Genomic DNA, 19,940 nt, shown 5'->3' on the forward strand with positions numbered 1-19,940 from the left:
CTATTTTTTAGACCCTTGGACATTTGCCGGATGAGACCGTTTTGAACAGCGAATTACTGTGGGTGCTGAGTTTACTGCTGATTGCCATCGTGCTGTTTACCACCAACAAGCTGCGCATGGACGTGGTGGCGCTGTTGGTGATCATCGCCTTCGTGCTGAGCGGCACGCTCAGCCTGCAGGAGGCGACGGTCGGTTTCAGCGATCCCAACGTGATTCTGATCGCCGCGCTGTTCGTGATCGGCGAAGGGCTGGTGCGCACCGGCGTGGCCTATCAGGTGGGGGACTGGCTGGTGAAAGTGGCCGGCAGCAGCGAAACCAAAATGTTGATGCTGCTGATGGTGACGGTCGCCGGGCTGGGTGCGTTCATGAGCTCGACCGGCGTGGTGGCGATCTTTATCCCGGTAGTGCTCAGCGTGACGGCCAGAATGAAGATCGCGCCGGGGCGGCTGATGATGCCGCTCAGCTTCGCAGGGCTTATCAGCGGCATGATGACGCTGGTGGCCACGCCGCCCAACATGGTGGTCAACAGCGAGCTGGTGCGCGAAGGCATCCAGGGGTTCGGCTTCTTCAGCGTGACGCCCATTGGCCTGGCGGTGCTGGCACTGGGCGTCGGTTATATGCTGATTGCCCGGCGTTGGCTGGGCAGCGGTGACACGGGCAAAGCCGGCGATGACTGGCAGCGCCGCACCTTCCGCGATCTGATCCGCGACTACAAGCTGACCGGCCGCGCGCGGCGGCTGGCTGTCCGCAGCGCTTCGCCGCTGATCGGACGTTCGCTGGATGAACTGCACCTTCGTGCGCGCTATGGCGCCAACGTGGTGGGCATCGAGCGCTGGAAACGCTTCCGGCGGGTGATGGTCAGCGCCTCCGGCAGCACCGAGTTGCGCGAGGGGGACGTCCTGTTGATCGACATGTCGGACAGCCAGGTCGATCTGCGTGAATTCTGCGGCGAGCAGCGGCTGGAGCCGATGGTGCTGCGCGGCGACTACTTCTCTGAACAGTCGCGCAACGTCGGCATGGCGGAAGTGTCGCTGATCCCGGACTCGGCGCTGCTGGGCAAAAGCCTGCGCGAAGCGGCGTTCCGCAGCCGCTACGATCTCAACGTGGTGGGCATTCGCCGCCACGGCGAGACGCTGGGCGGCAAGCTGGTGGACGAGCCGCTGGAGCTGGGCGACATTTTGCTGGTGATCGGCGACTGGAAGGCGATCCGCCAGCTGCAGGCCAAAACCCACGACTTTATCGTGCTCAACCTGCCGGCCGAGGTGGACGAAGTGGCGCCGGCGATCACGCAGGCGCCGCACGCGCTGTTTTGCCTGGCGTTGATGGTGGCGATGATGCTGACCGACGAAATCCCTAACCCGATCGCTGCGCTGATCGCTTGCCTGCTGATGGGCAAGTTCCGCTGTATCGACATGGAGAGCGCCTACAAATCGATCCATTGGCCGAGCATCATTTTGATCGTCGGGATGATGCCGTTCGCGCAGGCGTTGCAAAAGACCGGCGGGGTGGATCTGATCGTCAGCGGGCTGATGGACGTCGCCGGCGGCGCGGGGCCGCGGGTGATGCTGCTGTGCCTGTTCGTCTTGTGCGCCAGCATCGGGCTGTTTATTTCCAATACCGCGACGGCGGTGCTGATGGCACCGATCGCCATCGCCGCCGCGCGCGAAATGGGCGTCTCGCCATACCCGTTTGCGATGATTATCGCCATCGCCGCGTCCGCCGCCTTTATGACGCCGGTCTCTTCACCGGTCAATACGCTGGTGCTGGGGCCGGGCAATTACAAATTCAGCGATTTCGTGCGTCTCGGCGTGCCGTTCACCCTGTTGGTGATGGCGGTCAGCGTGATTGTGGTGCCGTGGCTCTACGGTTTTTAACGGCGCAGCGAGGCCGCGCCGGCGGGGTTACAGCGAACTGTCGAGGCTGATTTCGTCCAGCGACAGGCTGAAGCTGGGAATGAACACCTCCATAAAGTAGTTCATTTCCGGGCTGCGGCGCTGTTCCAGGGTTTTATCCAGCCGCGCCTTGGCCAGGGTGAATTCGTTGTTGCCGGCAGACAGCTCTTCCAGGCATTTCAGGTAGGCGCACAGCGCGTCCGCCTGCTTCACCACCAGCTTTTCATCTTCGCTGTAGTAGTGCTCATCGAGAATGGTGCGAAAATCGTTGCGCAGCTCTGCCGGGATCATATCCAGCAGCTTTTGCTGGGCGATCTTTTCGATCTTCTTGTACTCGTGGGCGATCTGCGGGTTGTAGTATTTGATCGGCGTCGGCATGTCGCCGGTGATCACTTCGCTGGCGTCGTGGTACATCGCCAGCAGCGCAACGCGATCGGCGTTGAGGTTGCCGTTGAATTTGCGGTTCTTGATCACCGCCAATGCGTGGGCGACAAAGGCCACCTGCAAACTGTGTTCGGAGACGTTCTCGGTACGCACGTTGCGCATCAGCGGCCAGCGGTTGATCAGTTTCAGGCGGGACAGATGGGCGAAGAAATGGCTCTGGCTCATGGTGCTCTCTTTAACGGCAAGTGAGGGCCCCATTGTGAAGCAGTGACGGCGAATTTTGCAACCGAACTGTGAGGGAGGGCGCAGCAAGGCGCTGCGCCCCGGGCGATTACTGGTGGTAGCCTTCCAGGAAACGGCCCAGCTTGCCGACCGCCATTTCCAGTTCGTCTACGCGCGGCAGCGTGACGATACGCACGTGATCCGGGTACGGCCAGTTGAATGCGCTGCCCTGCACCAGCAGCACTTTTTCCTGCAGCAGCAGATCCAGCACCAGCTTCTGATCGTCGTAAATGTTGAAGCGCTTGGCGTCGATGCGCGGGAACATGTACAGCGCGCCCTGCGGCTTCACGCAGGAGACGCCCGGGATGTCGTTGAGCAGCTCCCAGGTGCGGTTGCGCTGTTCATACAGGCGGCCGCCGGGCTGAATGAACTCGCTGATGCTCTGGTAACCGCCCAGCGCGGTCTGAATGGCGTGCTGCATCGGCACGTTGGCGCACAGGCGCATCGAAGCCAGCATCTCCAGCCCTTCGATATAGCCTTTGGCGTGCTTCTTCGGCCCGTTCAGCACCATCCAGCCCTGGCGGAAGCCCGCCACGCGGTAGGTCTTCGACAGGCCGTTGAAGGTCACGGTCAGCAGATCCGGCGCCAGCGCGGCGATCGAATGGTGCTCGGCGTCGTCATACAGGATCTTGTCGTAGATCTCGTCGGCGAAGATGATCAGGTTGTGTTGACGGGCGATCTCGACGATCTGTTCCAGCAGCGCTTTGCTGTAAACCGCGCCGGTCGGGTTGTTCGGGTTGATGATCACGATGCCGCGGGTGCGCGGGGTGATTTTGCTGATGATGTCGTCCAAATCCGGGAACCAGCCGGCCTGCTCATCGCACAGGTAGTGTACGGCCTTGCCGCCGGACAGCGACACCGCGGCGGTCCACAGCGGGTAGTCCGGCGCCGGCACCAGCATTTCGTCGCCGCTGTTGAGCAGCGCCTGCATGGATTGGACGATCAGCTCCGAGACGCCGTTGCCAATGTAGATATCCTCAACGGTCACGTCACGCATGTTGCGCGCCTGGTAGTGCTGCATGATCGCTTTACGCGCCGAGAAGAGGCCTTTGGAATCGGAGTAGCCTTGCGCCGTGGGCAGATTGCGGATCACGTCGACCAGGATTTCGTCCGGGGCGTCGAAACCGAACGGGGCAGGGTTGCCGATGTTCAGTTTCAGAACTTTGTTGCCTTCTTCTTCAAGACGTTTAGCTTCTTTAAGCACCGGGCCGCGAATGTCATAGCAGACGTTGTCCAGTTTGCTGGATTTCTCAATGGGGGACATAAAAAGTTGAGCCTTTTGCTGGGATAGGGGCGCTCCTACCGTGGGACGCCGCAACCCGCCCAATGTACTCCTGGCGTAGTTGCTTTTGAAGGGTTTTGCACGCCTTTGGTGCAAATGCATGTCGTAACGGGGGATTTTAGTTATGATAAGCAAAGGTAAAGTTATTTTGTGGTTCATAATCTCATGAACTATAATTTTACTAGGGTTTTGTTCTGTGAAATCGCGGCTTGAGAAACGCGACGCGCTGGCGATTGTGGCCGGCGGCAGAGAACTGATAAGCCGGAAGGGAGGATGGCTTCCAATAAACTGTAAAGGAACGATAATACCGGAGTTGTCTGATGGCGGGTTGTCGGATGGCGCACCACACTAAGAAAAATGACATATTTACATTAGCTTTACTTTATATTTTAGCTTAAGCATTGTTTATGTGGTTATAAGATTATTATTTAAAGCGAAAATCTTACTGATTGAATTTATTAAATTCATCGAGAAGTAACACGAAGTGGATACCATTAATTATTTATCTTTTTTGCTCTGTAATGCGGTCAGAACGCCGGTTGATAAGGGTTATCAGTAGCACGAATGGAGTGGAAATTAGGCAGTGTGAATGAGTAAAATCCCAGGTTCGGTGAGAGTTTTCCCTTTTCACCGGTATTCAGTCCCCCGCGTTCTATAAGCACCATCGATAGATCGCATTTTAAAAAGCGATAGAGGTAACGAATCATAAGTAATTTTTTTGCCCTCCACTTATGAGTGGGGTACTGTCATAACAGGCGTCGCCCTTTTTCAACGGCGTCTGAGAAACACACCAGGGTAGTAGTTCGTAAATTAGAATTTAAAAAAGTGAAGAATACACTATGACAACTGCAAATCGTCCGATACTTAATCTCGACCTCGATCTGCTAAGAACCTTTGTTGCGGTTGCTGATTTGAATACCTTTGCAGCGGCGGCGGTCGCCGTTTGCCGTACTCAATCAGCCGTCAGCCAACAAATGCAGCGATTAGAGCAACTGGTCGGCAAAGAACTGTTTGCCCGCCATGGGCGCAACAAACTCCTGACTGAGCATGGTATTCAGCTTCTCGGTTATGCCAGAAAAATCCTGCGCTTTAACGACGAAGCCTGTACCTCTCTGATGTACAACAATATTAAAGGTGTTCTGACCATCGGCGCTTCCGACGACACCGCCGATACCATCCTGCCTTTCCTGTTGAACCGCGTAACCGCCATCTATCCGAAACTGGCCATTGATGTGCGCGTAAAGCGCAGCACGACGATGGTTGATCTGCTGGAAGAGGGCGAGATCGATCTGGCGGTGACCACGGCCGATCCGGCCGGCCATCCGCACATCGTGCTGCGCACCTCGCCGACGCTGTGGTACTGCGCCGCCGATTACCACTATCAGGTCGGCGAGCCGATCCCGCTGGTGGTGATGGACGAGCCAAGCCCGTTCCGCGCGCTGGCGATCAAACAGTTGGACGAAGCCGGTATCCCGTGGCGCATCGCCTACGTCGCCTCCACGCTGTCCGCGGTGCGGGCGGCCTGTAAGGCCGGCCTGGGCGTGACCGCGCGGCCGATCGAGATGATGAGCCCCGATCTGCGGGTGCTGGGCGCGGTGGAAGGTTTACCGCCGCTGCCGGATACCCAGTACGCGCTGTGCAAAAATGCGCAGTGCAGCAGCGAACTGGCGATGGCCATCTTCAGCGCGATGCAGGGCGGCAACGACGGCTATGGCTTCAACGGCGCGGAAGCCGGTCGCCAGGGCGACCAGGATGACGCCAGCCTGGTGGACGAAGAAGAATAACGCCATGGCGTGAAATCTGATGAAAAACCTCTGCTTCGGCGGAGGTTTTTTTTGCCCGTTTTTTAGCTAAAACCGACCATTATAAGCAGTTGAGTATGTTTTTTTTATCAGTTGGCTATTTTGTTAACTTTTAAGCATTACTGAAAAGAGAGTTTGGCCGGGTTTAAGACGCGGAGTTCGTTTTTTGAACGATAAGATTGAATGGGTTAAAGGCGTGGTAATAGTAAGGTTATTTTGTTAGCTTATAGCGGCCGTTTTTGCGGCTTAATTTGAGGAAAATGGTTAAAGGCCCACACTTTTTTTGAGGATTTATGCTGAAAACGTGCCCTGGATCAAAAAAATACCCCTAGGTAGTGAGTGGAAGAACAGGGAATTCCTGAGACAATGGTATAGTAAAACTGAAATGTGCATGTTGGTTTATATCTATCTGTTTCTACACAAAAATTAACTGACACGATTTAGCCGTCCCCTGGCGCATCAAATGTTAATCAAATGATACGTATGTAAACTAGTGTGTAGATACTTTTGTCAAAGTTGACAAAAGGTTATAGAAAGGAGTAAAAAGCCCACAGAAAAACGCTGCCTAACTCGCTGTAAAAGCAGTTTGTTTGTGTGGTTATTTATCCTTCCCTTAAATCGATGTGGCGCACTAACTGCCGGTGACAAGAGCAGCGCGATCGACGCCACTTTTGATGAGTAAGCATAGAGTATGTCAACAACCACTGAAGTTATCGCTCATCACTGGGCGTTCGCCGTATTTCTCGTCGTGGCTATCGGGCTCTGCGGCTTAATGCTGCTGGGTGCGTTCTTCTTGGGCGGGAGAGCCCGGGCGCGCGCCAAACACACCCCGTTTGAATCAGGCATCGACTCGGTCGGCACGGCGCGCATGCGCTTGTCCGCCAAGTTCTACCTGGTGGCCATGTTCTTCGTTATTTTCGACGTTGAAGCCTTATACCTGTATGCCTGGTCGGTCTCGGTTCGCGAGAGTGGCTGGGTAGGCTTTATCGAAGCCGCCATTTTCATTTTGGTGCTATTGGCCGGTCTGGTTTATCTGGTGCGCATCGGCGCGTTGGATTGGACTCCGGCGCGTTCCCAACGCCGCAGCAAACCGAGCACGATCACTAACACCAACAGTCATCCGCAGTAACAGCGAGGCATTAAGATGGACTATACGCTCACCCGCATAGACCCGAACGGTGAGAACGACCGTTATCCCCTGCAAAAACAGGAGATCGTCGCCGATCCCCTGGAACAACAGGTCCACCGTACGGTTTACATGGGTAAACTCGAACATGCGCTGCATGACATGGTGAACTGGGGGCGTAAAAACTCTATTTGGCCGTATAACTTTGGCCTTTCGTGCTGTTACGTGGAGATGGTGACGTCGTTTACCGCCGTTCACGACGTGGCGCGTTTCGGTGCGGAAGTACTGCGCGCCTCCCCGCGACAGGCTGACCTGATGGTGGTGGCCGGCACCTGTTTCACCAAGATGGCGCCGGTCATTCAACGCCTGTACGAGCAGATGCTGGAACCGAAGTGGGTGATCTCGATGGGCGCCTGCGCCAACTCCGGCGGCATGTACGACATCTATTCCGTGGTGCAGGGCGTGGACAAGTTCCTGCCGGTCGACGTGTACATTCCCGGCTGCCCGCCGCGTCCGGAAGCCTACATGCAAGCGCTGATGCTGCTGCAGGAATCCATCGGCAAAGAACGTCGCCCGCTGTCGTGGGTTGTCGGCGATCAGGGCGTTTACCGCGCCAATATGCAGTCTGAAAGAGAGCGTAAACACGGCGAGCGCATCGCGGTGACCAACCTCCGGACGCCTGACGAGATTTAAGACGTTCATTTAACGTCCATCTTAGTGCGCTATTGGTTAACACAGCGAAAAGTGAAACTTGCGGCGAATAACCCTTTAGTGTGGTGAAAAAAAATTATGACAGATTTGACGACGCACGACGCCTTGCCTGCCTGGCAGACCCGAGATCACCTTGACGACCCGGTGATCGGCGAACTGCGCAACCGTTTTGGGCCGGAAGCCTTTACTGTTCAGGCCACCCGCACCGGCATGCCCGTGGTATGGGTTAAACCTGACCAGTTACTGGAAGTAATGACGTTCCTGAGAAAACAGCCGAAGCCGTATGTCATGCTGTTCGATCTGCATGGCGTGGACGAACGTCTTCGCACCCACCGCGACGGCCTGCCCGCTGCGGATTTCTCCGTTTTCTACCACCTGATTTCCATCGAGCGCAACCGCGACATCATGCTGAAGGTGGCGCTGTCTGAAAAAGATCTGCACGTGCCGACGGCGACCAAGGTGTTTCCGAACGCCAACTGGTACGAGCGCGAAACCTGGGAAATGTTCGGCATCACCTTCGACGGCCACCCGCACCTGTCGCGCATCATGATGCCGCAGACCTGGGAAGGGCACCCGCTGCGCAAGGACTACCCGGCGCGCGCCACCGAATTCGATCCTTTCGTGCTGACCAAGCAGAAAGAAGATCTGGAGATGGAAGCGCTGACCTTCAAGCCGGAAGACTGGGGCATGAAGCGCGGCACCGAGAACGAAGACTTCATGTTCCTCAACCTCGGCCCGAACCACCCGTCCGCGCACGGTGCGTTCCGCATCATTCTGCAGCTGGACGGCGAAGAGATCGTCGACTGCGTGCCGGATATCGGCTACCACCACCGCGGCGCCGAGAAAATGGGCGAGCGTCAATCCTGGCACAGCTACATTCCGTACACTGACCGCATCGAGTACCTCGGCGGCTGCGTGAACGAAATGCCTTACGTGCTGGCGGTCGAGAAGCTGGCCGGCATCAAGGTGCCTGAGCGCGTCGACACCATCCGCGTGATGCTGTCCGAGCTGTTCCGCATCAACAGCCACCTGCTGTACATCTCCACCTTCATTCAGGACGTCGGCGCGATGACCCCGGTGTTCTTCGCCTTTACCGACCGTCAGAAAATCTACGATCTGGTGGAAGCGATCACCGGTTTCCGTATGCACCCGGCCTGGTTCCGCATCGGCGGCGTCGCGCACGATCTGCCGCGCGGCTGGGATCGCCTGCTGCGTGAATTCCTCGACTGGATGCCGAAGCGTCTGGATTCCTACGTGAAAGCGGCGCTGAAGAACAGCATCCTGAAAGGCCGCTCCATCGGCGTAGCGTCTTACAACGCCAAAGAAGCGCTGGAGTGGGGCGTGACCGGCGCCGGCCTGCGTGCCACCGGCGTCGAGTTCGACGTGCGTAAATGGCGTCCGTACTCCGGCTACGAGAACTTCGACTTCGAAGTGCCGGTCGGCGACGGCACCAGCGACTGCTACACCCGCGTGATGTTGAAGGTGGAAGAGCTGCGCCAGAGCCTGCGCATCCTCGAACAGTGCCTGAACAACATGCCGGAAGGCCCGTTCAAGGCCGATCACCCGCTGACCACGCCGCCGCCGAAAGAGCGCACCTTGCAGCACATTGAAACGCTGATCACCCACTTCCTGCAGGTTTCCTGGGGCCCGGTGATGCCAGCCAACGAATCATTCCAGATGATTGAAGCCACCAAAGGGATCAACAGCTACTACCTGACCAGCGACGGCAGCACCATGAGCTACCGCACCCGGGTACGTACGCCGAGCTTTGCGCACCTGCAACAGATCCCATCGGTCATCCGTGGCAGCCTGGTTTCCGACCTGATCGTCTATCTGGGTAGTATCGATTTTGTAATGTCAGATGTGGACCGCTAACTATGCACTCTCAAAAAGACAATCACGCAGTCAATGATGCGCTCGAGCCCATCAACGCAGCCGCTCCTCAGAGCGGCGTTGATGCATTTGTACTGAGCGCGGAAGAACGTGATGCGATCGAGCACGAAAAGCACCATTACGAGGATCCGCGCGCCGCTTCCATCGAAGCACTGAAAATTGTGCAGAAGCAGCGCGGCTGGGTTCCGGACGGTGCGATTTACGCCATCGCGGAAGTGCTGGGCATCCCCGCCAGCGACGTAGAAGGCGTGGCCACGTTCTACAGCCAGATTTTCCGTCAGCCAGTAGGACGTCACGTGATCCGTTATTGTGACAGCGTTGTTTGTCACATCACCGGTTACCAGGGCATTCAGGCCGCTATCGAGAAGAAGCTGAACATCAAGCCGGGTCAAACCACCTTTGATGGCCGCTTCACGCTGTTGCCGACCTGCTGTCTGGGCAACTGCGATAAAGGGCCGACCATGATGATTGACGAGGACACTCACAGTCAGCTGAAGCCTGAAGATATCGAGACGCTACTGGAGCAGTATCAATGACCAAGCACATTGTACGCACTCCCGAAACGCACCCGCTGACCTGGCGGCTGCGCGATGACAAGCAGCCGCTGTGGCTGGACGAATACCGCAGCAAAAACGGCTATGCCGGCGCAGAAAAGGCCCTCAAAGGCCTGGCCCCGGACGAGATCGTCAGCCTGGTGAAAGACTCCGGGCTGAAGGGCCGCGGCGGTGCGGGCTTCTCCACCGGTTTGAAGTGGAGCCTGATGCCGAAGGACGAATCCATGAACATCCGTTACCTGCTGTGTAACGCCGATGAGATGGAGCCGGGCACCTACAAAGACCGCCTGCTGATGGAGCAACTGCCGCACCTGCTGGTGGAAGGCATGCTGATCTCCGCGTTCGCGCTGAAAGCCTACCGCGGCTACATCTTCCTGCGCGGTGAGTACATCGAAGCGGCGGCGCACTTGCGTCGCGCTATCGCGGAAGCCACCGAAGCCGGCTATCTGGGCAAGAACATTCTCGGTACCGGGTTCGATTTCGAGCTGATCGTGCACACCGGCGCCGGCCGTTACATCTGCGGCGAAGAAACTGCGCTGATCAACTCGCTGGAAGGCCGCCGCGCCAACCCGCGTTCCAAGCCGCCATTCCCGGCCAGCGCCGGCGTGTGGGGCAAGCCGACCTGCGTCAACAACGTCGAAACGCTGTGCAACGTGCCGGCCATTCTGGCGAACGGCGTGGAGTGGTACACCGGCATCTCCGGCAGTGAAGACAAAGGCACCAAGCTGATGGGCTTCTCCGGCCGGGTGAAAAATCCGGGCGTCTGGGAGCTGCCGTTCGGCACCACCGCGCGCGAGATCCTGGAAGACTACGCCGGCGGCATGCGCGACGGTCTGCGCTTCAAAGCCTGGCAGCCGGGCGGTGCGGGGACCGACTTCCTGACCGCCGATCACCTCGATTTGCCGATGGAATACGGCGCGATCGGCAAAGCCGGCAGCCGTCTCGGCACCGCGCTGGCGATGGCGGTGGACCACGAGATCGGCATGGTGCCGCTGGTGCGTAACCTGGAAGAGTTCTTCGCCCGCGAGTCCTGCGGCTGGTGTACGCCATGCCGCGACGGCCTGCCGTGGAGCGTGAAGATCCTGCGTGCGTTGGAAAACGGCGAAGGGCAGCCGGGGGATATCGAAACCCTCGAACAGCTGTGCCGTTCCCTCGGCCCGGGCAAAACCTTCTGCGCCCACGCGCCAGGTGCCGTAGAGCCACTGCAAAGCGCGATTAAATATTTCCGTGAAGAGTTCGAGGCGGGCATCGCCGTGCAGCACTTCGGCAACGCCCATGCGATTGGCGGCATTCAGCCGAACAATCTGCTGAAGCAGCGCTGGTAAGCCGACTCGCCCGAACACGGCCAGAATTTTTGATTAACGCCTGCCGCAAGGCAGGCCACTTGGAAGCATGCTGACTATGGCTACGATTCATGTAGACGGCAAAGAGTATGAGGTAGACGGAGCGGACAACCTGCTGCAGGCTTGTCTTTCCCTCGGCCTTGATATTCCTTACTTTTGCTGGCATCCGGCGCTGGGAAGCGTCGGCGCTTGCCGCCAATGTGCGGTAAAGCAATACCAAAACGCGGAAGATACGCGCGGCCGTTTGGTGATGTCCTGTATGACCCCGGCATCCGACGGCACCTTCATCTCCATCGATGACGGTGAAGCGAAGCAGTTCCGTGAAAGCGTGGTCGAGTGGTTGATGACCAACCACCCGCACGATTGCCCGGTGTGTGAAGAAGGCGGTAACTGTCACCTGCAGGATATGACGGTAATGACCGGCCACAGCTTCCGCCGCTACCGCTTCACCAAGCGCACCCACAACAACCAGGAGCTGGGGCCGTTTATCTCGCACGAGATGAACCGCTGCATCGCCTGCTACCGCTGCGTGCGTTACTACAAAGACTATGCGGACGGCACCGACTTCGGCGTATACGGCGCGCACGACAACGTCTACTTCGGTCGCCCGGAAAGCGGCACGCTGGAAAGCGAGTTCTCCGGCAACCTGGTGGAAGTGTGCCCGACCGGCGTATTCACCGACAAAACGCACTCCGAACGCTACAACCGTAAATGGGACATGCAGTTCGCGCCGAGCATTTGCCAGCAGTGCAGCATCGGCTGTAACACCAGCCCGGGCGAGCGCTATGGCGAGCTGCGCCGTATCGAAAACCGTTACAACGGCAGCGTGAACCACTACTTCCTGTGCGACCGCGGCCGTTTCGGTTACGGCTACGTCAACCAGAAAGATCGTCCGCGTCAACCGCAGCAACTGCGCGGCGACGACTGGATCACCCTGAACGCCGAGCAGGCGATGCAGGGCGCGGCGGACATCCTGCGTCAGGCGAAAAAAACCATCGGCATCGGCTCCCCGCGCGCCAGCCTGGAAAGCAACTTCGCGCTGCGCGAGCTGGTCGGCGCCGAAAACTACTACACCGGTATCGCTCAGGCGGAGCAATCACGCCTGGCGCTGATGCTGAACGTGCTGAAAAACGGCGGCGTCCATACGCCGGCGCTGCGTGAGATCGAGGATTACGACGCGGTGCTGGTGCTGGGCGAAGACCTGACGCAAACCGGTGCGCGCATCGCGCTGTCCGTGCGCCAGGCCGTCAAGGGGAAAGCTCGCGCGATGGCGGCGGCGCAACGCGTGGCCGACTGGCAGATCGCGGCGGTGCAGAACATCGGTCAGCACGCCAAGTACCCGCTGTTCACCACCAACGTCGACAACACCCGTCTGGACGACATCGCCGCCTGGAACTACCGCGCGCCGGTGGATGAGCAGGCGCGCTTCGGCTTCGCCATCGCTCACGCGCTGGACAGCGCGGCGCCGGCGGTGAACGATCTGGCTGAAGGCCTGAACAAGAAAGTCGATATCATCGTGCAGGCGCTGACCGGCGCACGCAAACCGCTGATCGTGACCGGCAGCAACGCCGGCAGCGAAGCCATCATCGAAGCGGCGGCCAACATCGCCAAAGCGTTGAAGGGCCGCGGTTCCGACGTCGGCATCACCTTCGTGGCGGGCGCGGCCAACAGCATGGGCCTGGCGATGATCGGCGGCGGTTCGCTCGATCAGGCGCTGGAACAGCTGGCGAGCGGCGCAGCCGACACCGCCATCGTGATGGAAAACGATCTCTATCGCCATGCGCCGGCGGCGCAGGTGGACGCGGCGTTGGCCAAGGTCAACAACCTGATCGTCGCCGACCACCAGCGCACCGCGATCATGGACAAAGCCAACCTGATCCTCTCCTCGGCCAGCTTCGCCGAGAGCGACGGTACGCTGATCAACCAGGAAGGCCGCGCGCAGCGCTTCTTCCAGGTATACGATCCGGCTTACTACGACGACGCCAGGAAAAATCAGTTCACCGTGATGCTGGAAAGCTGGCGCTGGATGCACTCGCTGCACTCCACCTACACCAGCCGCCACGTGGACTGGACCCAGCTCGATGACGTGATCGCCGCTTGCGTTGCCGCGTTGCCGCAGCTGCAGGGCATCGTCGACGCCGCGCCGGACGCGACTTTCCGCATTCGCGGTCAGAAGCTGGCGCGTTCGCCGCACCGTTCCAGCGGCCGTACCGCCATGCGCGCCAACATCAGCGTGCATGAGCCGCGTCAGCCGCAGGATAAAGACACCATGTTCGCCTTCTCGATGGAAGGGAACAACAGCCCGCTGGCCGATCGTCAGCAGATCCCGTTCGCCTGGGCGCCAGGCTGGAACTCACCGCAGGCATGGAACAAGTTCCAGGCCGAAGTGGGCGGCAAACTGCGCCACGGCGATCCGGGCGTGCGCCTGATCGAAGCGGGGGAGGGCAGCCTCGGTTACTTCGACCGCGTGCCTGCCGCGTTCAATCCGGCCGAAGGCTGGCGTGTCGCGCCTTACTACCACCTGTTCGGCAGCGACGAAATGTCGCAGCGCTCTCACGTGATCCAGCAGCGCATGCCGGAAGCCTACGTGATGGTCAACCCGGCCGACGCGGCGACGCTTGGCGTCAACGCGGGCAGCCTGGTGGAGTTCAGCTGTGCGGGCCAGACCCTGCGTCTGCCGGTGCGTCTGAGTGAAACCCTGACCCAGGGCCAGGTTGGTTTGCCGCTCGGCTTGCCAGGGATCCCGCCGATCTTGGTGGGTGCTAAGGTAGACAATCTGCGGGAGGCGGCACGATGAGCTGGTTTACCCCTGAGGTGATCGACATTCTGATCGCCATTCTTAAAGCGGTCGTGATCCTGTTGGTGGTCGTGGCGTGCGGGGCATTCATGAGCTTCGGCGAACGCCGCCTGCTCGGCCTGTTCCAGAACCGCTACGGACCGAACCGCGTAGGCTGGGGCGGCTCGCTGCAGCTGGTCGCCGACATGATCAAAATGTTCTTCAAGGAAGACTGGGTACCGAGATTCTCCGACCGGGTGATCTTCACCCTGGCGCCGATGATCGCCTTTACTTCCCTGTTGCTGGCATTTGCCATCGTTCCGGTCAGCCCGACCTGGGCGGTGTCCGATCTCAACATCGGTATTTTGTTCTTCCTGATGATGGCCGGCCTGGCGGTGTATGCCGTGCTGTTCGCCGGCTGGTCGAGCAACAACAAATACTCGCTGTTGGGCGCGATGCGTGCCTCCGCGCAAACCCTGAGCTACGAAGTGTTCATCGGCCTGTCGCTGATGGGCGTGGTGATGCAGGCCGGTTCGTTCAACATGCAGACCATCGTTGAATCCCAGGCGCACGTTTGGAACGTCATTCCGCAGTTCTTCGGCTTCGTGACCTTCGCGATCGCCGGCGTGGCGGTGTGCCACCGTCACCCGTTTGACCAGCCGGAAGCCGAGCAGGAACTGGCCGACGGTTACCACATCGAATATTCCGGCATGAAGTTCGGTCTGTTCTTCGTGGGGGAATACATCGGTATCGTCACCGTGTCCGCCCTGATTGTGACGTTGTTCTTCGGCGGCTGGCAGGGTCCGTTCCTGCCGCCATTCATCTGGTTCGCGTTGAAAACGGCCTTCTTCATGATGATGTTCATCCTGATCCGCGCTGCGCTGCCGCGCCCGCGTTATGACCAGGTGATGTCCTTCGGCTGGAAAGTGTGCCTGCCGCTGACGCTGCTGAACCTGCTGGCAACCGCCGCGGTCATTTTGTACAACGCTCAATAAGGGGTGAATAAACCATGACATTGAAAGAGTTAGTGGTTGGTTTCGGCACCCAGGTGCGCAGCATTTGGATGATTGGCATGCATGCCTTCGCCAAGCGCGAAACCCAGATGTATCCGGAAGAACCGGTTTACCTGCCGCCGCGCTACCGTGGCCGCATCGTGCTGACGCGCGATCCGGACGGCGAAGAGCGCTGCGTCGCCTGTAACCTGTGTGCGGTTGCCTGCCCGGTCGGCTGTATCTCGCTGCAAAAAGCGGAGCAGAAAGACGGCCGTTGGTATCCGGAGTTCTTCCGCATCAACTTCTCGCGCTGCATCTTCTGCGGCCTGTGCGAAGAGGCTTGCCCGACCACCGCTATCCAGCTGACGCCGGATTTCGAACTGGGCGAGTACAAACGTCAGGATCTGGTGTACGAAAAAGAAGATCTGTTGATCTCGGGGCCGGGTAAATATCCGGAATATAACTTCTACCGGATGGCCGGTATGGCGATTGACGGCAAAGCTAAGGGCGAAGCCGAAAACGAAGCCAAACCGATCGACGTCAAAGGTCTGTTGCCCTAAGGAGCCAGCAAGCATGGAAATTGCATTTTATCTGGCAGGTTTGATTGCGGTGGCCGCGACGATTCGCGTGATCACCCATACCAACCCTGTGCATGCGCTGCTGTATCTGATCGTCTCGTTATTGGCGATCTCGGCAGTCTTCTTCTCTCTCGGCGCCTACTTTGCCGCCGCGCTGGAGATCATCGTTTACGCGGGCGCCATCATGGTGCTGTTCGTGTTCGTGGTGATGATGCTGAACCTCGGCAACGTGCAGCAGCAAGAGCGCGACTGGATGAAGCCGACGGTGTGGATCGGGCCTGGCCTGATGTCGCTGGCGTTACTGGTGGTGCTGATTATCGCGATCCGCAGCGTATCCGATCAGGGTATCAGCGGCGAGATGGTCGATGCGAAGGCGGTGGGCATCAGCCTGTTTGGGCCTTACGTATTGGCGGTTGAGCTGGCTTCAATGCTGCTGTTGGCGGGGCTGGTTGTCGCCTTCCATATCGGCCGCGAGCACAAGCCTGGCGAAGTGCTGAGCAACGCGCCGGTGGGTGGCGAAATGGCGAGAAGAAAATCGGAGGAGCAAGCATGATCCCTCTTCAACACGGCCTGATCCTGGCGGCTATCCTGTTTGTGCTCGGGCTGACCGGGCTGCTGGTACGCCGCAACCTGCTGTTTATGCTGATCAGCCTGGAAGTGATGATCAACGCTGCGGCGTTGGCGTTTATCGTGGCGGGAAGCTACTGGGGCCAGGCGGACGGGCAGGTGATGTACATCCTGGCGATCAGCCTGGCGGCAGCCGAGGCCAGTATCGGCCTGGCGCTGCTGCTGCAGCTCTACCGTCGTCGTCATACCCTGAATATTGATACTGTCAGTGAGATGCGCGGATGAACCTATTATATTTAACAATTCTGCTACCGCTGATCGGGTTCCTGCTGTTGGCATTTTCCCGCGGTCGTTGGTCTGAGAACACGGCGGCCACCGTCGGCGTGGGCTCTATCGGCCTGGCTGCGCTGGTCACGGTGTATGTGGCGATGGATTTCTTCGCCCAGAAAGCCGCCGGCGTGCAGTTGTTCGAGCAAAGCCTGTGGACCTGGATGGCCGTCGGCAACTTCAATATCGGCGTGACCCTGGTGCTGGACGGCCTGTCGCTGACCATGCTGTCGGTGGTCACCGGCGTCGGCTTCTTCATCCACATGTTCGCCTCCTGGTACATGCGCGGTGAAGAGGGCTATTCGCGCTTCTTCGCTTACACCAACCTGTTTATCGCCAGTATGGTGGTCTTGGTGCTGGCGGACAACCTGCTGCTGATGTATCTGGGTTGGGAAGGCGTGGGCCTGTGCAGCTACCTGTTGATCGGCTTCTACTACAAAGATCCGGCCAACGGCGCGGCGGCGATGAAAGCCTTCATCGTGACCCGCGTGGGCGACGTGTTCCTGGCGTTCGCGCTGTTCATCCTCTACAACGAGCTGGGCACGCTGAATATCCGTGAGCTGATGATCCTGGCGCCGCAGAAATTGGCGGTGGGCGATACGGCCATCACCTGGGCGACCCTGATGCTGCTGGGCGGCGCGGTCGGTAAATCGGCGCAGCTGCCGTTGCAAACCTGGTTGGCGGACGCGATGGCGGGCCCAACCCCGGTTTCCGCACTGATCCACGCGGCGACCATGGTGACCGCGGGCGTCTATCTGATCGCCCGTACGCACGGCCTGTTCCTGATGGCGCCGGAAGTGCTGCACCTGGTGGGCATCGTCGGTGCGGTCACTCTGCTGCTGGCCGGCTTCGCCGCGCTGGTGCAGACCGACATCAAGCGCGTGCTCGCTTACTCCACCATGAGCCAGATCGGTTACATGTTCCTGGCGCTGGGCGTGCAGGCATGGGACGCGGCGATCTTCCACCTGATGACTCACGCGTTCTTCAAGGCGCTGCTGTTCCTGTCGTCCGGTTCGGTGATCCTGGCCTGCCACCACGAGCAAAACATCTTCAAGATGGGCGGCCTGCGCAAGAGCATCCCGCTGGTGTACGTCTGCTTCCTGGTGGGTGGCGCGGCGCTGTCTGCGTTGCCGCTGGTCACGGCCGGCTTCTTCAGTAAGGATGAGATCCTGGCGGGCGCGATGGCCAACGGCCACATCAACCTGATGGTGGCCGGTCTGGTCGGTGCGTTCATGACCTCGCTGTACACCTTCCGTATGATTTTCATCGTGTTCCACGGCGAAGAGAAAATCAAAGCGCATGCCGGTAAAGGCATCACTCACCACCTGCCGCTGCTGGTTCTGCTGGTGCTGTCCACCTTCGTCGGCGCGATGATCGTGCCGCCGTTGCAGGGCGTGCTGCCGGATACGACCGAGCTGGCGCACGGCAGCGTGCTGACGCTTGAAATCACCTCCGGCGTGGTGGCTATCGTCGGCATTCTGCTGGCGGCCGCGCTGTGGCTGGGCAAACGCAGCCTGGTCAACAGCATCGCCAACAGCGCGCCGGGGCGTTTCTTCTCGACCTGGTGGTTCCATGCCTGGGGCTTCGACTGGCTGTATGACAACGTGTTCGTCAAGCCGTACCTGGGCATTGCGAAGCTGCTGCAGCGCGATCCGCTGAACTCGCTGATGAACCTGCCGGCCGTCTTCTCCCGCTGGGGGAACCGCGGTCTGACGGTGAGCGAGAACGGTCAGGTGCGTTGGTATATCGCGTCAATGGGTGTGGGTGCAGTGGTCGTATTGGCTCTGTTGATTTTGGTTTAATTGAATAATTTAAACAGACGCATTTTTCGGGCGTAGCGCCGGGCAGGCGCTACGGACAAAGTTTGAAATTATTCGTATAAGGGACACAAAACGCCATGCTATTACCTTGGCTAATTCTTATCCCCTTTATCGGCGGTCTGCTGTGCTGGCAGCTTGAGCGCTTCGGTACTAAGGTGCCGCGCTGGATAGCGCTGATCGCAATGGGGCTGACGTTGGCGCTCTCTCTGCAGCTGTGGATGCAGGGCGGCTATACCTTGACCACGCCGAAAGGCATTCCGCAATGGCAGAGCGAATTCCTGCTGCCGTGGATCCCGCGCTTCGGCATCTCCATCCACCTGGCGCTGGACGGCCTGTCGCTGCTGATGGTGGTGTTGACCGGTCTGCTGGGCGTGCTGGCGATCCTCTGTTCCTGGCGTGAAATCCAGAAGTATCAGGGCTTCTTCCACCTCAACCTGCTGTGGATCCTGGGCGGCGTTATCGGCGTGTTCCTCGCCATCGACATGTTCCTGTTCTTCTTCTTCTGGGAAATGATGTTGGTGCCGATGTACTTCCTGATCGCGCTGTGGGGCCACAAGGCGTCGGACGGTAAAACCCGCATCACCGCGGCCACCAAGTTCTTCATCTACACCCAGGCCAGCGGTCTGGTGATGCTGATTGCGATCCTGGGCCTGGTGTTCGTGCACTACAACGCGACCGGCGTGTGGACCTTCGATTACGAAGACCTGTTGCAAACGCCGATGTCCCACAACGTGCAATATGTGTTGATGCTGGGCTTCTTCATCGCCTTTGCGGTGAAAATGCCGGTGGTGCCGCTGCACGGCTGGTTGCCGGACGCGCACAGCCAGGCGCCGACCGCCGGTTCCGTCGACCTGGCGGGCATCTTGCTGAAAACGGCGGCCTACGGCCTGCTGCGTTTCAGCCTGCCGCTGTTCCCTGAGGCTTCGCACGAGTTCGCGCCAATCGCCATGTGGCTGGGCGTGGTCGGTATCTTCTACGGCGCCTGGATGGCGTTCGCGCAGACCGACATCAAGCGTCTGATCGCCTACACCTCGGTTTCGCACATGGGCTTCGTGCTGATCGCCATCTACACCGGCAGCCAGCTGGCTTACCAGGGCGCGGTGATCCAGATGATCGCGCACGGTCTGTCCGCCGCCGGTATGTTTATCATCTGTGGCCAGCTGTATGAGCGTCTGCATACCCGCGACATGCGTCAGATGGGCGGCCTGTGGGGGCGGATCAAGTTCATCCCTGCGCTGTCGCTGTTCTTCGCCGTGGCTACGCTGGGGATGCCGGGTACCGGTAACTTCGTCGGCGAATTCATGATTCTGTTCGGCAGCTACCAGGTGGTGCCGGTGATCACCGTGATCTCCACCTTCGGGCTGGTGTTCGCTTCGGTTTACTCGCTGATCATGATGCAGCGCGCTTATTACGGTGCGCCTAAATCCGACCAGCCGCTGCAGGGCATGACCGCGCGCGAGCTGTTCATCATTCTGCTGCTGGTGGTGTTGCTGGTGCTGCTGGGGGTTTACCCGCAGCCGATTCTGGATACTTCCAACGCGGCGATGAGCAACGTGCAACACTGGTTTGGTTCGTCAGTTTCAGCAATTTCAACAACAAGGCCGTAATTCG

Annotated in this window: 16 protein-coding genes; 14 read left to right on the plus strand and 2 right to left on the minus strand. The window is 59.0% G+C overall.

Features of this window, described 5'->3' with window-relative positions:
• Window positions 1–23: 23 nt before the first annotated feature.
• Window positions 24–1,874, plus strand: coding sequence for an SLC13 family permease (locus M6G53_RS06675; RefSeq protein ID WP_301286146.1), 1,851 nt, complete (start codon window positions 24–26; stop codon window positions 1,872–1,874).
• A 27-nt stretch (window positions 1,875–1,901) separates the two neighbouring features.
• On the opposite strand, the gene yfbR is transcribed toward M6G53_RS06675, so the two are convergent.
• Together yfbR and M6G53_RS06685 are read right to left on the minus strand one after the other, a co-directional pair.
• The gene (gene yfbR / locus M6G53_RS06680) at window positions 1,902–2,501 is read right to left on the minus strand and encodes a 5'-deoxynucleotidase (RefSeq protein ID WP_253329964.1); all 600 of its coding nucleotides are present in this window, start codon (window positions 2,499–2,501) and stop codon (window positions 1,902–1,904) included.
• Window positions 2,502–2,607: 106 nt separating this feature from the next.
• On the minus strand, window positions 2,608–3,822 hold the full coding sequence (locus M6G53_RS06685; RefSeq protein WP_253329966.1) for a pyridoxal phosphate-dependent aminotransferase: 1,215 nt from the start codon (window positions 3,820–3,822) through the stop codon (window positions 2,608–2,610).
• An 857-nt stretch (window positions 3,823–4,679) separates the two neighbouring features.
• Between M6G53_RS06685 and lrhA the strand changes: the two genes are divergently transcribed.
• From lrhA to nuoM, 13 genes are all read left to right on the plus strand, one after another.
• A complete protein-coding gene (gene lrhA / locus M6G53_RS06690) occupies window positions 4,680–5,624 on the plus strand; it encodes a transcriptional regulator LrhA (protein WP_253329968.1) in 945 nt (314 codons plus the stop codon).
• A gap of 709 nt (window positions 5,625–6,333) precedes the next feature.
• Complete coding sequence (gene nuoA, locus M6G53_RS06695) at window positions 6,334–6,771, plus strand: NADH-quinone oxidoreductase subunit NuoA (protein WP_253329970.1); 438 nt, start codon at window positions 6,334–6,336, stop codon at window positions 6,769–6,771.
• Between the two features lie 15 nt (window positions 6,772–6,786).
• Window positions 6,787–7,461: a NuoB/complex I 20 kDa subunit family protein gene (locus M6G53_RS06700; protein WP_004936039.1), complete on the plus strand. Its 675-nt coding sequence runs from the start codon at window positions 6,787–6,789 to the stop codon at window positions 7,459–7,461.
• A 96-nt stretch (window positions 7,462–7,557) separates the two neighbouring features.
• The gene (nuoC, locus tag M6G53_RS06705) at window positions 7,558–9,354 is read left to right on the plus strand and encodes an NADH-quinone oxidoreductase subunit C/D (protein WP_004936036.1); all 1,797 of its coding nucleotides are present in this window, start codon (window positions 7,558–7,560) and stop codon (window positions 9,352–9,354) included.
• Between the two features lie 2 nt (window positions 9,355–9,356).
• On the plus strand, window positions 9,357–9,908 hold the full coding sequence (nuoE, locus tag M6G53_RS06710; RefSeq protein WP_141967590.1) for an NADH-quinone oxidoreductase subunit NuoE: 552 nt from the start codon (window positions 9,357–9,359) through the stop codon (window positions 9,906–9,908).
• Entirely contained in the window at window positions 9,905–11,251 is a 1,347-nt protein-coding gene (gene nuoF / locus M6G53_RS06715) for an NADH-quinone oxidoreductase subunit NuoF (RefSeq protein WP_004936030.1), read from the plus strand. Before nuoE ends, nuoF begins: the two co-directional genes overlap by 4 nt.
• 76 nt (window positions 11,252–11,327) lie before the next feature.
• Window positions 11,328–14,066 (plus strand): NADH-quinone oxidoreductase subunit NuoG, encoded by a 2,739-nt coding sequence (nuoG, locus tag M6G53_RS06720; protein ID WP_253329972.1) that lies wholly within the window; start codon window positions 11,328–11,330, stop codon window positions 14,064–14,066.
• Entirely contained in the window at window positions 14,063–15,040 is a 978-nt protein-coding gene (nuoH, locus tag M6G53_RS06725; RefSeq protein WP_253329974.1) for an NADH-quinone oxidoreductase subunit NuoH, read from the plus strand. The genes nuoG and nuoH overlap by 4 nt, the downstream gene beginning before the upstream one ends.
• 14 nt (window positions 15,041–15,054) lie before the next feature.
• Window positions 15,055–15,597, plus strand: coding sequence for an NADH-quinone oxidoreductase subunit NuoI (gene nuoI, locus M6G53_RS06730; protein WP_025160170.1), 543 nt, complete (start codon window positions 15,055–15,057; stop codon window positions 15,595–15,597).
• Window positions 15,598–15,610: 13 nt separating this feature from the next.
• Window positions 15,611–16,168 (plus strand): NADH-quinone oxidoreductase subunit J, encoded by a 558-nt coding sequence (nuoJ, locus tag M6G53_RS06735; RefSeq protein WP_253329975.1) that lies wholly within the window; start codon window positions 15,611–15,613, stop codon window positions 16,166–16,168.
• The gene (gene nuoK / locus M6G53_RS06740; RefSeq protein ID WP_004936014.1) at window positions 16,165–16,467 is read left to right on the plus strand and encodes an NADH-quinone oxidoreductase subunit NuoK; all 303 of its coding nucleotides are present in this window, start codon (window positions 16,165–16,167) and stop codon (window positions 16,465–16,467) included. Before nuoJ ends, nuoK begins: the two co-directional genes overlap by 4 nt.
• The gene (nuoL, locus tag M6G53_RS06745) at window positions 16,464–18,311 is read left to right on the plus strand and encodes an NADH-quinone oxidoreductase subunit L (protein ID WP_253329976.1); all 1,848 of its coding nucleotides are present in this window, start codon (window positions 16,464–16,466) and stop codon (window positions 18,309–18,311) included. The genes nuoK and nuoL overlap by 4 nt, the downstream gene beginning before the upstream one ends.
• 95 nt (window positions 18,312–18,406) lie before the next feature.
• The gene (nuoM, locus tag M6G53_RS06750; RefSeq protein WP_025160171.1) at window positions 18,407–19,936 is read left to right on the plus strand and encodes an NADH-quinone oxidoreductase subunit M; all 1,530 of its coding nucleotides are present in this window, start codon (window positions 18,407–18,409) and stop codon (window positions 19,934–19,936) included.
• Window positions 19,937–19,940: the final 4 nt, after the last annotated feature.

The sequence above is a fragment of the Serratia nevei genome, from assembly GCF_024160145.1.
GTDB lineage: Bacteria > Pseudomonadota > Gammaproteobacteria > Enterobacterales > Enterobacteriaceae > Serratia > Serratia nevei_A.